General features: G+C 67.4%; 10 protein-coding genes and 1 pseudogene. 3 read left to right on the forward strand and 8 right to left on the reverse strand.

Annotated elements, in window-relative coordinates; genetic code table 11:
* Positions 1-160: 160 nt before the first annotated feature.
* The 8 genes and pseudogenes from QEG98_RS09490 to QEG98_RS09525 all read right to left on the reverse strand — a co-directional run bounded on the left by QEG98_RS09490 (position 161) and on the right by QEG98_RS09525 (position 10883).
* Entirely contained in the window at positions 161-595 is a 435-nt protein-coding gene (locus tag QEG98_RS09490; protein WP_090494602.1) for a RidA family protein, read from the reverse strand.
* Between the two features lie 92 nt (positions 596-687).
* The gene (locus QEG98_RS09495; protein ID WP_316566493.1) at positions 688-1776 is read right to left on the reverse strand and encodes a hypothetical protein; all 1089 of its coding nucleotides are present in this window, start codon (positions 1774-1776) and stop codon (positions 688-690) included.
* Positions 1777-2221: 445 nt separating this feature from the next.
* Positions 2222-3427 carry an FtsX-like permease family protein gene (locus QEG98_RS09500; protein WP_316566494.1) on the reverse strand — a complete coding sequence of 402 codons (1206 nt, stop codon included), beginning with the start codon at positions 3425-3427 and terminating at the stop codon, positions 2222-2224.
* Positions 3428-3566: 139 nt separating this feature from the next.
* Positions 3567-4679, reverse strand: a pseudogene (locus QEG98_RS09505) (ABC transporter permease); the annotation flags it as partial.
* Positions 4680-4868: 189 nt separating this feature from the next.
* The gene (locus QEG98_RS09510; RefSeq protein ID WP_316566495.1) at positions 4869-7316 is read right to left on the reverse strand and encodes an Ig-like domain-containing protein; all 2448 of its coding nucleotides are present in this window, start codon (positions 7314-7316) and stop codon (positions 4869-4871) included.
* Positions 7317-7501: 185 nt separating this feature from the next.
* Entirely contained in the window at positions 7502-8509 is a 1008-nt protein-coding gene (locus QEG98_RS09515) for a ferritin-like domain-containing protein (RefSeq protein ID WP_316566496.1), read from the reverse strand.
* A 281-nt stretch (positions 8510-8790) separates the two neighbouring features.
* Positions 8791-9609, reverse strand: a complete 819-nt coding sequence (locus QEG98_RS09520) for an AadA family aminoglycoside 3''-O-nucleotidyltransferase (protein ID WP_316567857.1) — start codon at positions 9607-9609, stop codon at positions 8791-8793.
* A 143-nt stretch (positions 9610-9752) separates the two neighbouring features.
* Entirely contained in the window at positions 9753-10883 is a 1131-nt protein-coding gene (locus QEG98_RS09525) for an alpha/beta fold hydrolase (RefSeq protein ID WP_316566497.1), read from the reverse strand.
* Between the two features lie 599 nt (positions 10884-11482).
* Here QEG98_RS09525 and QEG98_RS09530 point away from each other — a divergent pair.
* From QEG98_RS09530 to QEG98_RS09535, 3 genes are all read left to right on the forward strand, one after another.
* The gene (locus QEG98_RS09530) at positions 11483-12907 is read left to right on the forward strand and encodes a hypothetical protein (RefSeq protein ID WP_316566498.1); all 1425 of its coding nucleotides are present in this window, start codon (positions 11483-11485) and stop codon (positions 12905-12907) included.
* A gap of 407 nt (positions 12908-13314) precedes the next feature.
* On the forward strand, positions 13315-13791 hold the full coding sequence (locus QEG98_RS41780; RefSeq protein ID WP_410478064.1) for a winged helix-turn-helix domain-containing protein: 477 nt from the start codon (positions 13315-13317) through the stop codon (positions 13789-13791).
* On the forward strand, positions 13784-14302 hold the full coding sequence (locus QEG98_RS09535; protein WP_316566499.1) for a transposase: 519 nt from the start codon (positions 13784-13786) through the stop codon (positions 14300-14302). The genes QEG98_RS41780 and QEG98_RS09535 overlap by 8 nt, the downstream gene beginning before the upstream one ends.
* The last annotated feature ends 167 nt before the right edge of the window (positions 14303-14469 follow it).

A 14469-nucleotide genomic window follows, 5' to 3' on the forward strand; every position in this document is an offset into this window, starting at 1 on the left:
GAGATGCGTCTTCGGGTGACATGCGCGGAGGGTGGCGGTCTCCCCTTGGGGGAGAGTCAAGCGGAGGCGGCGGGCGCGGACGCTGGCCGAATGACCGACGGAAGAAGCCCTCACTCAACGCGATGCGGAGGGCGGATTCATCCCATGTGGCTACGCGCTGTCAGGCACGTAGGACAGCGACCGCTTCGACTTCGAAGAGCATCCCATCCAGCGCCAGCCGAGGGACGGGAATCAGCGTACAGGTCGGCTTCATGCCGCCGTTCCAGGCCGCGTCCAGCTCGGGGCCGATGATCCGGAGCTTCTCCTCCGTGTGGTCCACCACGAGCATCGTGAGCTTGGCGACATCGCCGACGCCAGCTCCCACGGACTCCAGGGCCGTGCGGATGTTCTGGAACGCTTGTCGCACCTGGAGACGGAAGTCGGGCTGGAGGGCCCCGGTCTCACTCTCCCCACCTTGCCCCGCCAGGTAGATGAGCCGGGTGCCTGGCGCCACCTGCGCCACGTGCGAGAAGCCGTAGGGCGCCGGGTCGAACAGTCCCTTGGGATTCGTCAGGACCAGCGGCGACGTCTTCGAGGGGTCTGCGGTCTGTCCCATGATTCACCTGTATGGATTCTGGAGGCTACGTTCGGACCCGAATATGCGAGCGAGCAACCGTCGTTCTTGGCACATGTCGCATGTGTGGCCAGCTACTTCGCGCGGCGCGAGTTCCGGCCGCTCAAGAGCGAGAGCGTCGAGAGAAGGCCCAGCACCGTCAGTCCGCCTCCGGCCTGGGTGCAGCCCTTCTTGGTGTCGACCGGCTCAGGGAGCGGGTCCTCGTTCACGATACCTCCGTCCATCTCGGTCCCCCCGTCCATCTCGGTCCCCCCGTCCATCTCGGTCCCCCCATCCGAGCATCCGCGCATCTGGCTCATTCCCACGTTCGCGGCCCGTGCCGCGCAGCTCAACTCGAAGTCCACGCTCACGGGGGGAAGCGTGATGTTCGCGTGCTCCAGCGTCGCCTTGAGCGTGGCCCGGTGTCGTCCGGGCGGGAGGCTGTCGATGGGCGGCCGGTGGTAGGAGTCAGCGCAGCTCACGTAGTCGCAGAATGTATGGAGGAAGAGCAACTGCCGGTTGTATTCGTAGCGACGCGGCTCGAGGTTCTCCTCACCGGTGGAGGTCAGCCCGCTGTGCTTCGCATACGACCAGGGCTCGCCGTCCACCTCCACCGTCCAATGCACCCACGGGAGGAACGGCACCAACTCTGGTGACGGCGTAAAGCGCAGCGTGGTGAAGTTTCCTTCCACCTGCCTGTCGCCGCAGCTCGAATCCCCGTACACGTTGAAGATACCCTGGCTCGGCGTGTCAACCGTCAGGGTGCCGGTGGTCGTGGGTAGCGGGAGTGCGGGGCCGGCGGCGAAGGTCACGGACTCGGTCTGGGTTGGCTGGAACTGACAGACACCCTTTGCCTCGATGCGGTACGTGGTGCCTGGCACCAGCGGTGCGTCCGGGACCAGGACCTGCGTCTGATGCGCGCCCGGCGTGACGGTCGCGGGCACCTGCGTTCCATCCGGCAACAGCAGCCGAACGGTGGAGGAATCCACGCTCTCCAGCAGCGGCGGCACTGTCACCAGTCCGGGGACGTTCGCGGGCACCGCACCGCCGTCCTCGGGGAGGGGAAAGCGCACCCCCACCATGCAGTTGGGGGCGGCACAGGCGTGCGCCGACGTGGGAATGAGCGTTCCCATTCCCAGGAGGAACATCCCCACCGTGCTCCATTTCCACGTGTGTTCGCGCATGCCTCATTAGACACCGGAACCTGGGGATTGGGATATCACCCAGATGCGCTAGCAAACGCGTCATTCCATGCATCGTCTTGCAGATGGGGCCCGAAGAATGGTGGGGCCTCAATGTCGAACATGCGCGCGATAGGGGGGCATCTGGAAGCGGCTCCGGACTACCGGATCCGGTTGTGCGGCGGGGCCAGACGCTGCGATGGACCCGCATCGATTCCTACTGGGACCGCGCGGTCTTCGTTCGGGGAACGGCCACCGCGCCCCAAGTCCTGCCGCCGCTGTCCGCCCCCGAGGTCCGGGCCGTGGAGGCCTCACCCGGCTCCGAGGCGTGGTGGGAGGCGGCACCCTGTCTCCCCCATGGAGTGCGGCTTGGGTCAGCCTCCGCTGCGACCGCACTCGCTGGCCGCCATGACGCGGTTCCTGTTCGCGTGGAACAGGCACAGGCGCTTCAGGCCTCCGAGCGAAGCACGGTCATCGGGTCCACGCGCGAAGCACGTCGGGCTGGCAGCCAGCTCGCGAGCAGCGCCACGCCGAGCAGGAGGAGCGCCACCACGAGGAAGACGAGCGGGTCCGTGGTGCTCACTCCGTACACGAGCCCCGCGAGCACCTGACTGAGCCCCAGGGCCCCCAGCACGCCGAGCACGATTCCCAGCCCCGCGAGCCGCGCCGCCTGCCGGAGCACCAGCCCCAGCACGTCTTCCGTCGTCGCGCCCAGCGCGAAGCGGATACCGAATTCCCGCGTGCGCTGCGCCACCGCGTAGGACACGACGGCCGCGAGGCCCGCCACCGAGAGCAGCAGCGCCATCGCACCGAAGGCGCCCAGCAGCAGGAGGCTGAAGCGTCTGGGGGCGAGTGAGCCCGCGAGCAATCCCTCCACCGTGGACAGGCGCGAGGGCAGTTCGGGGGCAAGCTCTCGCAGCACCGGCAGCGCCGCGGTGACCAGGGCCGCGGAGCCCATTGGCCCGTGCACGGCGAGGTGGAAGCGGGAGGAGGCCCGCAGACGCTGCCGGGAGCCGCCATAGAACATGGGCCTGGGCGCGTCATCCAGCCCTTGCTCCCGCACGTCCCCCACCACGCCGACAATGGTGAAGGGACGCAGGTTTCCGTCCATGTTGCCGAACTGAATGAGCTTGCCCAGCGGGTCCTCGTGGGGCCAGCGGGCCTTCGCGAGCGACTCGCTGATGACGGCCACGTGCGGCGCGTCGAAGGTGTCGCGCGCATCGAACAGACGCCCGCGTACGAGCGGGATGCCGAGCGCGGCGAAGTAGCCCTCGCTCGCCACGCGGTACTCGGCGGTGCCGGTGCGCTCGGGCTCGCGCGCCAGCCGCCCGAAGTCCTTGAAGTCCCCCACCTCGTCGGGGCGGTTGAGCACGATGAAGGTGCCATCCCCCGCCGGGCTTCCCTCGAGCGGGAAGTTGCTCACGGCGCCCACCGCGCGCACGCCGGGCAGCGCCGCCAGTCGCGAGAGGAGGTGCTCCTGCAACTGCACGTTTTGCCGCCCCTGCGCCTCGTCCTTGGCCGGAGGGAGCACGAGGCTGAGCACCGCGACATCCTCGGTGCGATACCCCGGGTCCAGCGAGAGCAGCCCCATCAGGCTCCGCCCGAGCAGCGCCGCGCCCACCAGGAGGACCAATGCGAGCGCGAGCTGCCCCACGACGAGGCTCGGCGCGTGCGCTCGGCGCTCCCTCCTCCGCTGTGCGTGCGCCCCGCGCCCGCCAGCGCGGCCCCCGGGGCTGCCGCGCCGCGCGCAGCGCCGTCAGCAACCCCAGCCCCAGTGCGAGCAGCAGCGAGAGCCCGAGGGAGAAGAGGAGCACCGTGGCGTTCACCCCCACCTCGTCGACCCGTGGCAGGTGGCCCGGCTCGGCCGCGAGCAGCGCGCGCACGCCCCAGGCGGCAAGCACGGCCCCCAGTGCGCCTCCCGCCAGTGACAGCAGGAGCGACTCCATGAGGAACCGCCGGGTCAACGCTCCGGGCCCCGCGCCCAGGGCCACGTGAATGGCGAGCTCCCGGGCACGGGTGGCCGCGCGGGCGAGCAGCAGGTTCGTGACGTTGGCGCCCGCCACCAGCAGCAGGAAGGCCGCGGCGCCCGCAAGCAGGTAGAGCGTGGACCGCACGCGGCCCACCAGGCTCTCTTGCAAGGGCTCCACGGCGATGTCATGCATCCGCGTGTCCTGGCCGTACTGGGCTTCGAGCTCGCGGGCGATGTGTGTGAGCTCCACTCGCGCGGCCTGGAGGTCGACGCCGTCCGCCAGCCTTCCCACCACCCGCCAGTTGTGTGCGGTGCGGCTGGGCAGGGGAGGCACCTGCTCTCGCGGAGCCCACAGCTGCGTGCCCACCGGGTAGTCGAAGAACTCGGGCATCACGCCCACCACGGTGTACGCGCGCCCCTCGAAGGTGAGGGTGTCCGGCAGGGGCAGCGGCCGTGCGCCCAGGTAGCGCTTCCAGAAGGCGTGGCTCACCATCACCACGGGAGCTCCTCCCGCCTGCTGCTCCTCCTCCGCGAAGAGGCGTCCCTGGACAGGCCGCACCGCGAAGGCGGGGAAGAAGTCGCGTGAGGCGAGCGCCAGCGTGGCGAAGGCCGGCTCGTCGGCGCCCGTGACGGCGACGCTCGCCGCTCCCGACACCTGGGCCAGCGCTGAGACGGTGCGAGCGCGCGTCCGCACATCCTCGAAGTTGGGGTCCGAGAACCGCATCGGATGTCCGTCCGCCGCGCGCTGGGAGAGCTCCACGAGGCGCTCGGGGCGCGGATAGGGCAGGGGACGCAGCAGAACGCCTTCCACCACGCTGAAGAGCGCGGTGCTCGCTCCGATGCCCACCGCCAGCATCAGGACACACCCCAGCGTGAAGCCGGGGCTGCGGCCCAGCGAGCGCAGGCTTTGACGCAGTCCACCCAGAACGGAACCCATCGCGGCGTCTCCTGAAGCCGGTCGGCGGCTTCAGGAGCGGCTACGTTTGGGCCGGCGGACGATTGCGTGTCCCCTGCTCAGCCACCAAGCCCCTGGTCGTGACGAACAGGGGCATCCAGCGCGGGTCGGCGTCTCCGGCCTGAACGGGCCCGGGCGAGCGTCATTCTCCCGCCCTGGGCCACGCCGCGCTCAGGGCGCCACGTATACGCGCGCCACCACCTCGGTCGTGTTGCCCGCGGCGTCCGTGGCCCGGACGTGGACGAGCGACCAGTCGCGGTGCACCAGGTTCACCGTGTGCCGCAGCACGTTGCTGCCCGCGGGCACGTCCTCCGTCACGAACCCCTGGGTCACCACCGTGGCGGGGCTGGCGTCCTGCTGCTGGATGACCATCGTGACGACCGGGTCGGGGTTGGTCTCCTGCTCGGTGGGCGACAGGATGACGAGCACCGGCGGCGTGAAGTCCGCGGACACCGTCTGCTCGCGCCACGTCACGTGCCCCAGCGCGTCCACGACGCTCAGCCGGACCACGTGTGTCCCCTCCGTGAGGTGAAGCTGGGTGGAGACGTAGCCGCCGCCCGCGTCGGGCATGACGGGGATGGGCGCGCCGCCATCCACGGTGAAGTACGCGGAGACGATGCCCGTGCTGCTGCCGCCCGCGGTGGCCCAGCCGCACGCCTTGAGAGAGGTCCCGTTCGTGTAGCGGGGCAGGCCGCACATCGTGAGCTCCGACGCCCAGCCGAGCACCACCTGGGCGCTGTCGGTGGCGGTCGCGGTGCCGTCATTGGCGGTCAGCGTCACGGTGACGGTGCCGGCCCCGTCACACTGGATGCTCGAGACCGGGGCTGAAGGCGACCCGAAGGTGCAGTGCACGCCCGGGGGCGCCACATAGCTCCAGGCATAGGTGAGCGGGTCACCATCCGGGTCCGAGGCCGAGCCCCGCAGCGTCAACTGCTGGGAGGCCATGCCCTCCAGGTCGGGCCCGGCGTTCACGATGGGCGGGGCATTGGGCTTCGTCCAGGTCACCTGCACCTGGTCGGTCACCGAGCCGATGCTCGCGGTCACCGCATCCTCGCCGGGTGCGGTGCCCTCGAAGCAGAACTCGGCCTGCCCGTCTGCGGTGGTGTTCACGGAGGCCAAGGCGGAGTTCACTCCGGACGCAGCGAAGTCCACTCGCACGCCCGCGAGCGGCCGGTCCGCGGCGTCCCGGACCGTGGCCGTCACGCAGTAGAGGTCCCCCACGACGGCGACGCCCTCTCGGGGCGACAGCGTGAGCTTGCTCACCTCCGCCACGGGCGCCAGGGCCATTCCTCCCGGGTAGCCATAGGAGTCGAAGGCATCGAACCCATAGAGCATGACGCCGAAGGGCTGCGGCGCGGACAGGTGGTGCGCCCCCAGCGCGACGGGGAGCTGGGCCCCCGAGAAGCCGCTGGCCCCGATGGCCTGGAACTGGCTCGCCGGGATGAGCGCCCCGTCCAGCATCACCTCGGCCACGACGTCGTTGGGGACCACGATGTTGGCGAAGTTGCTGCGGAACCCCGAGCTCGGCGTGGTGACGGTGTACTGGGCGGCGAACTGCTCGAAGGGCGGCACCAACATCATGAACGGGTCGGACGGGATGCCATCGAAGCCCGAGCCATTGGAGTACTGCGTCACGAGGATGGGCTCGTTGGCGGTGATGCTCGCCGAGCCCTGGATGTTCGTCTGGAACACCTGGCCGCGCTGGAGTTGCGCCACCACCGCGCCGTTGAGGCTCACCTGCGTGCCGTCCCTGGCGGCCGCGAAGCGGAAGGTGTCCCCGCCGAGGCGTGTGGCCAGCGGCACGGTGACGAAGCGCCGCCCCCACGTCGAGGTCGGGGGGAGCTGCTCCACCAGGTAGTCACAGGCGATGGTGGTGCCATCCGGGATGTTGGCGCACTGATGCCCGCCGAAGACCGCCACCGGGCGCGTGGCATGAACGAGCGTTCCGGAGACGTCCGAGGGCGCGGCCCCCGTGTTGCGAAGCTGGTACGTCTGCCCCTTGTTCAGCGCCACGTGGAAGGGCACCCCCGCGGCGTGGTTGCCCACCCCACTCGCGGGAGTGATGGTCACCTCCGTCGCATCCTCCGTGGCCACGACGGAGAACTGCGAGCCGTTGAGGACGTTGACGTTCGGATAGGCCTGCACCACGTAGTCCGTGCCCAGGCTCGCGGTGGGCAGGCCCAGGAACGCATCCGTCGTTTGCAGGAGCCTGTTGAGCCCATACACGGAGATGTCCGCGCCCGCGGTGACGTGGATGCCCTTGGGCTCCACGCCATCCACGGCCACCTGTGCCACCGAGGAGGGCAGCGCCACCGCCGTCACCTGCCCCGGCGTCACCGAGAAGTCGAAGGACAGCCCCTGCCCCGGAACGCGAACCTGCCCCGTCGTCGCCGTGTCACTGGCGATGAACAACGTGAGCACCGCAGTGGGCTGGTAGTTCCCCGGGAAGGCCAGCCAGAACTCGCGGCCCCGGCTGGTCGCCTTGCTCAGTCCGTGCACGCGGGCATCGTCCTTGCTCGCGAGCCCTTCTGGAGCCTGGTCCCGAGAGGACTCCTCCACACACCCCGTCATCAAACCGCTGACCGCAGCCACCAGGGCCAGACCGGCCTTCATCCGCATGAGCACACAACCCCCTCTGTTCTTCTTGATGAAACGACTGTTCATTTCTATTCAGGTATGTCGAAAGACAAAACCTGGGCCAGGCACAGCGAGCCTGTTCCTGCCGCATCAAGACACGCGACGCCGCGAAACAGGGAGCTGGCCCTTTCCAATGTTCAGCTCAGCCCTGACTTTGTGAGGGATGATTAGAACTGAGGCACCCCGCCCGCGGACCACACGGACACGATTTGCTTGGGAAGAGCCCACATGCTACCGAGGTCAAGTTCGTCGTCCCCGGCATAGCCCTTCTCCAAGGCGGTCAAGAGGCTCGTGAATCCGGCGGTGAGCTGCTGCTGCGCGGCCGCGAGCCCACTGCTCCCCGTGGTGGGATAGGTCTTCAGCGGGCCGCCGAACTTCAGCATGGCCTGCACCATCCGGAATCGCGCGAAATGGCTGAACTGATCCTCCAGGTCGTTGGCATCCTCGGGGCGGAGCTCTGCGTCGATGATGGGCCCCAAGTTGCCCTCGCCCTGCCCGACAATGGCCTGGAGCACCTCATTCGCCTGTTTCAGCGCGGTGCGGCTGTCACCGCCGATGGTGCTGCTGAACCTGGTGTAGTCGTCTCTTTTATATTGCGGGTTGGCGAATTCGCTCTTCTGCCGGTGGTCCGCGTCGGGCTGGTAGAGTTCGTTCCAGCGCTGATGGATGCCCTGCTCGATGGCCTTGTAGAACTGACCGATGGAATCGTAGACATCTTGCGGCCCGTTCGGCGCGCCATCGGACTTGGGTTCGGGGGTCTCGATGGCGGCCAGGAGGGACATTTGCTCAGGGTTCACCGGCCCGAGCTTCACGGGCTTGTTGACCGCGATCCAGGACGGGAACCGGTCGTACCGCGGCGCCCATTCGCCCGTGAACTTCGGCGAGTATCCCTTGGGGGCGAACAGCGCATTGAAGAGGTTGCTGGCCAGCTCGAGGTGCAGCATCTCCTGCACGACGACCGAGTAGATGTTGTTGAAGGCGAGCTGCTCCCGGCTTCGGTTGGGGTTCTTCTTTCCGCGAACAGTCACCTGCTGGGGCGGGAGCTGAGCGTTCGTGCCGGGAACCTGCAAGGAATAGGCGGCCGTCAGATAGAGGGGGATGGTCCACAGCTCCAGGTAGACGGCTTTCTGGAGATGATCGAGAAGGGCTGCGTCGGTCCAGGTCTTGTTTTGCACAGGGAGCCCTGAGGTCGATACGAGGTGCCGTGGATGGATGCGCAGGCGACGAGAGCAATGTTCGCGCCAGGGCCTGCGGAGGAACGGCTCCAGTCATTTCAACGCTTTGCGGTGAAGCCAGTCTCCGAGTGCCAGGGGAATCCCGTGTCACTGACACGTCAGCGACGGGGGCTGACGTGTCCGCCCACTTTGCGCTGGGCGTGGAGCTCGTACTCGCCCGCCGCGCTCACTCGCCTTGGCGCGCTCGGGACGCAGCGACCGGATTTTGGGTAGGCACAGGTTCAGCGAGCTGCCGGATTGTCGGGCTGCAATTCCAAATACAATCGTTCGATGGTCGCCTTGGCGCAGTGTACGAACGCGTCGACTTCCGGGCCTCTCCTGGCCAGGTCGTCCTGTGTCTCTCCAAGGTAAGACGCCCGCGCACTGCGCACGACACCTTGATGTTCATCCGGCAGGCGTTCAATGACCCACTGGGCCGCAACGTCCTTGGGGGCGATTCCCCCCGTCGACAGGCTGAACCAGATGCGAGCCAGCGCAAGCACCACGGTCCTTTCGTCCCCTCGCCAGTCCGCAGGTTCGTTCCATTGGAGAACGGTGTCGTAGAACGCTCTCGCCAGATCGGTTCGGGGCACGGGGGCGAAAATGTCGGTTGCTGGCGCGCCCAACAGGCAGATGCTGTGCCTCCTTGCCTTCGCCAGCAAGATTGCCAGGTCGGGGTCCACGACGGCGGGCTGGACGCGGCCTGCTTCCAGTTCTCCGCGCAACCATTCCCCGAATTGAAGTTCGCGCGACGGCGGGTAGCGCCAAGGGACGACCGCATCCCGGACGACAACGGTCACTTCGAGAGGGCGGAGCGATTCATGCGTCACTGGCCATGCCGAGACCGACAACAGCTCCTTGCTCAGCGCGTGTCGAACGGCTTCGGTCAATGGGGCGCTGACGGTGACCAGCAAATCGATGTCGCTGTGTGGTTTCAGCCCCCCATCAACTGTTGAGCCGAAAAGGTGGATGGCCTGCAGGGAACTGGCGAGGTGACGGCCAATCACTGCGCAGGCGCTTGAAACCTGGTGCGTGATTTCAGTCGGTACGGATGCGCTCATGTTGGCCACCACGGGTAGGGTCCTCGGCTCTACAGTCGTAGTTCGGAAGATGCCCCATGCGCTCCCTGGTTGAAAGAACAGGGGACGAGGCTTCCCCTGTCGTCAACACTCAAGGCAGCCTCACTTCCTCGCTGTGGCCTGCTCTATTGGGTGCTGGCGGGCGCGACATCGCCGGCGCGCTCGGCGATCGGACGGGCATCGCGGACGAGTGAGAGCAGCACCTTGCCCGGCTCCTCGGCCATCATTTCGTGCGCAGACTGCTCGAACCAGACGAGCCGCTTCGACGGCGCCTTGACGCCCGCGAACCATTCGGCGGCCACCGTCGCCGAGACATTGCGGTCGTGGCGTCCGAGGAACAGGATCAGCGGCGTCTTCAGCCGCTTCACATGCGACAGGTCCGCCGTCAGTACCGCGGCAAGGAGCCTCTCGACCGAGGAATCCTGCGCCTTCCAGACCTGGCGTACCTCCTCGTCGGTGTATTCGGGCGACAGATTCACCGCTGCGGCCTCGAAGCTCGCATCGGGACGCCGATAGGCGGCACCCCCGAAGAAATTGAGCCAGCGGCGCTGGAGCAGGATGTCCTTCAACGCTACCGGCTTCTTGCCAACGGCATAGGGCGCGATCGATTCGAGGTCGCGGATCGCCTCTGCGTTCTTCGCCGCGCGCGCCTGTTCCATCGCCCAGGCCCAGCCGCGCCGCTCGCTCTCCCGCGCATCAATGCCCTGGGCGGCGCCGATATAGGCGTGGAGCCATTCGGGGTGCCTCTCCGCGAGGGTGAGCCCGAGGAGGCTCCCCCAACTATGGCCGAGGACGAAGATCTTCTCCTTGCCGAAGGTTTTGCGCACCCATTTGACGAGCTCCTCGACATCGGCGTGCACCTGCTCGACTGTGAGCGTCGGGGCGACCATGGCCGGATCGTTCGAGACATACGTCTTGCCCGAGCCGCGCTGGTCCCAATGGATGACGGTGAAGAACTCGTCCCAGCCGTGCGAGACATACCAGCTCGTCGGCATCGTCACCCAACCGGGGCCGCCATGGAGCACGAGCAGCACCGGATTGCGCAGGTCGCGGCTGCGGACCGAGACCCATTGGTCGATGCCCCCGATGCGGAGCTTCTCGGTGCGCTCCATCCCCTCGGGCGCCACGATCTTGCGGAGCCCCGCGATGATCTCGACAGCCTCGGCCCGGTTTCGAGGGCCCGGCGCCTCCTGCGCCTGTGCCTGAAGACTCGCCAGAAGCAGCGCCGCCAACGGTAGCCACAGTTCTTTGCGCATCACTCCCCCTCGATTCTGCTCGGGACTCCCGTGGATAGCACACGCCCGAATACGGAGCCAACGCCTGGCCGCTCATGAAGCTCTGGCTCCGCCACCGGCGAGCGTCAAGGCATGGGTCGATGTCGCGTGAAAGGGTTCAACCCATCATGTCCCAGCCTGGATGGGGAGCTCCGAAACCATCGCCCTCTTGGCGAAGCTTATTGCACTTGTATCTGGCGGAGTCCGCGGGAAGTGAGCAGAGGAATCGACAGCCGCGAATCCCCCCGCGGCTCGCGCGGTGGCGGCAGGCCGGACGCCTCGAGTTTCGCTCGCATCTCGTTTTCCGAAACGGGTCTCGTTGAGTCCGTTCAATCGCGTGACACGGACCCAAGACGCGGCGACCGAATTGGGGGCCCCACGGCTTCCATGGCCGGCCCTCCCTGGCGGGCCGACCGCATCGCCTCCCGCGCTCCAGGTCACCACCGTCAACACCGTGCCCGCTCCATTCCTCCATCTACCGGGCGGTGGCAATATGTCCTACGCGCCCAAGCGTTTCAGCGGTTGACGCGGCAAGGAGGCCCGAAACCCGCCTCCAGGACCTGTGGCTCATGGAGGTAGCGATGCGACGGTTTGCACTGGTGCTGGGGCTCTTGGGGGGCGTGGGGTGCGCCACCGGCATGCGAGGTATCGCCACCCAGTACAATCCGGAGACGGGGCAGTACGAGACGCCCATGCACGAGGTCGTCTATCAGGTGCCCGCCGAGGACGCGATGATGACGGCCCGGTACATCCTGGAGAAGAGCCGCTATGACGTGGGGGAGAAGGAGGGGGGACTGGAGATGTTCTCGTCCTTCATTCCGGACGTCATTCCCCCCGAGCGCTACTACATCCAGGGGAAGCGGCTCGGGCCCCGGCAGGCACTCATTCGAGTCTTTCGCCTCAGGTACACGCAGGAAGGGGGAGGCTACACTGCGGAGGCATCCGGTCGGTCCAGCGTGCATCTCTCCGTGCCGGGAGCCTTCACTGATATCCCTGGGCTGGAGGGCTACCGGCCGGCGCACGGCTACCGCGACCTGGATTTCGAGCAGAAGCTGCTGGAGCAGTTGGAGATGGCTCCCGCGCTGGAGCTGGTGGGCGGCAATCCCCCCGTTCCCATTCGCTCGGTGGTGATGGAGAGCTGGGGCGAGACGGGTGGGACCACCGCCACCTCCGCCCCTCCCTTGTGTGGTGCTCCCTTGGCGGGGGCCTCGTCCCTGTTCTCCGCGGGAGGCGTCCTGCTCGTGGCGGACCCCCTGGGCACGGAGGAGGTGCCGTCCGCGGCGCTGCGGATGTTGTGCGAGGCCTCGGCCCAGGAACTGCCGGTGACGCTGGCGCTGTCCATTCCCGTCTCCGAGAAGCCGCTCCTCGAACGCTACCTGGCCAGCGACGGCGATTCAGCGGCCGTTCAGGAGCTCCTCTCGGAGAGCGCTTTCTGGCGCCGGGTATACCAGGACGGGCGCAGCAGCCGCGCCATGCTGTGGCTTGTCGAGCAGGTCCGCCGCATGCGCATCTCCGGAAAGGACGTGGACGTGGCCGCCATCGACTCCGACATGGCCCACGGCAATGAGCGCGAGGCGCAGATGGCCCAGCACCTGCTGAACGCCCAGTCGAAGCGCCCCCAGGCCTGGACGCTGGCGCTCACGGGCAGCGTCCACGCGCGCACCACGGAGGTGAGCTGGGATGGCGACTTCGAGCCCATGGGCGCTCGCGTGGCGCGCGCCCTGCCCTCGGTGCGTGCCGTGGATGTGGGCTTCCAGCGAGGCACCCAGTTCGTCTGCCGCTACAGCGTCTGGGAGGAGGAGGTGGAGTGCAACGTCTTCGGCATCAGCCCGACGCTCGAGGCACGGCAGTCCTCCAAGCAGGCCGCTGGCCTGGAGCTCTTCACCACCCAGCAGCCCCACGGCTTCCACGGCCGGCTCTACCTGGGCGCGCTGAGCGCATCGCCTCCCGCGCTCCAGGCGCCACGCCAGGACAGCACTGTCGACCCCGTGCCCACCACGAAGTGACTCGCGGTCTTCCGTGAGAAGCGCCCATCCAGGGGGGAGGGGGCCTTACGTGCCCTCATTCAGGCAAGGATGCGGCAACGAATGGCGCGTCCAGAGCACGGCATTTCTGGCCGCCTCCCGTGCTGCAATCCTTGCCTCGAAAGGCGCTGAGACGTGAGCGCCGGCCCCGTCGTCGAACATTGCGTTGCCGTCTTCGACGACGATTGCAAAGCTGCCGTGCAGTCGCCGCCGAGGCCTTGACGCACTGCCTGCGCCGGAGACCTACCCGGTTTCTTGCCTCCTCACTCCTCATGCTAGATGGGGCCGTCTAAACCGCCTCGGCGAATCCCCTAAACACCGGAGCGGTTGTTCCGATGAAGGGGGTAGTGGTGATGGGGCAGCAGCCATTCAGGTTGACGTCCGAGCAGATGGAGGAGCGGCGACTGTTCGCCGCTGCGCTGCTGAAATCGGGCTGGCGCCCGATAGACGTGGCGGACGAGTGCGGCGTCAGCCGAGGAGCTGTGTCACAGTGGGGCAAAGCCCTCGCGCTGGGGGGCAGCAGGAGTCTGCGGCGCAAGCCCCATAAGGGCCGCCCCTCGAGGCTGAGCTCTTCGCAGTGGAAGCAAGTGGCCCGAGTGCTCAAGGCCGGCGCCTCTCGGGCTGGCTTTCCCACGGAGCGATGGACCCTTCCACGCATCGCGCGTCTCATTGAGCGACGCTGGGGCGTGCGGTACCACCCGCGCTCATTGTCGAGGCCTCTGCATCGGCTGGGGTTCTCCGCGCATCGCCCTCGTCCCCAAGCCCGCGAGCGGGATGATGTGCTCATAGAAGCCTGGGTAAAGAGAGACTGGCCTCGCATTAAAAGGGGCTCGAAGAAGCGGGGGGACGATTGCCTTCTTGGATGAGACGGGTCACACGTTTCGGGCCCGCCTGGGCACCACCTGGGCGCCGGTGGGACAAGTCCGAGTCCTCAAGCGTCTGAGTAGGCGTCGTGAAGTCTCCAGCATCGTGCTGCTGACGGCCCCGTGGGGGCGTGAACGCCCCAGGGTGTTCGCTCGCCACTTCGTCGGAGCTGTCCACGACAAAGAAGTCATCGCCGCATTGCGGTACTTCCGCCGGCGCATCGGACGCCCTCTGGTCATCATCTGGGACCGCCTTCAGGCACACCGTTCGAAGGCCGTCACCGCATGGCTGCAGCGACACGCGCAGGACTTCCGCGTGGAGTGGCTTCCCCCATACGCCCCTGACCTCAACCCAGAGGAGGGCTGCAATGGCGTGGTGAAGGAGGCTTTGCTCAACGCAGCGCCCCCTGCCATTTCGGACCTCATGCGCCTGGCACGAAGAGAATTCCGTGCCCTACAGCATCGTCCCGATGTCCTCCTCTCCTTCTTCGAGCATGCTGGGCTCCATGTTTAGCGGACTCGCCGAGGCGGTTTAGAAGAGGATTCTCATGTTGAAAGAGCGTATGGGACGGGGAGCGATGTCGAAGTGGCTCGTGGGCGCTGTCGTGAGTGGATGGCTCCTGGTTGCTTGTGGGGGGAATGGCAACGAAGTGCCCGACGGCTCGACGCCGATGGATTCTG

The organism is Myxococcus sp. MxC21-1, from assembly GCF_032612255.1.
In the GTDB taxonomy this organism is placed as follows: Bacteria; Myxococcota; Myxococcia; order Myxococcales; family Myxococcaceae; genus Myxococcus; species Myxococcus virescens.

Excerpts from the sequence above, each read along its gene's own strand:
- QEG98_RS09525 (WP_316566497.1), bottom strand. The coding sequence starts at position 10,883 with ATGCGCAAAGAACTGTGGCTACCGTTGGCGGCGCTGCTTCTGGCGAGT.
- QEG98_RS41780 (WP_410478064.1), top strand. The coding sequence starts at position 13,315 with ATGGAGGAGCGGCGACTGTTCGCCGCTGCGCTGCTGAAATCGGGCTGG.
- QEG98_RS09520 (WP_316567857.1), bottom strand. The coding sequence starts at position 9,609 with ATGAGCGCATCCGTACCGACTGAAATCACGCACCAGGTTTCAAGCGCC.
- QEG98_RS09490 (WP_090494602.1), bottom strand. The coding sequence starts at position 595 with ATGGGACAGACCGCAGACCCCTCGAAGACGTCGCCGCTGGTCCTGACG.
- QEG98_RS09530 (WP_316566498.1), top strand. The coding sequence starts at position 11,483 with ATGCGACGGTTTGCACTGGTGCTGGGGCTCTTGGGGGGCGTGGGGTGC.
- QEG98_RS09510 (WP_316566495.1), bottom strand. The coding sequence starts at position 7,316 with ATGCGGATGAAGGCCGGTCTGGCCCTGGTGGCTGCGGTCAGCGGTTTG.
- QEG98_RS09495 (WP_316566493.1), bottom strand. The coding sequence starts at position 1,776 with ATGCGCGAACACACGTGGAAATGGAGCACGGTGGGGATGTTCCTCCTG.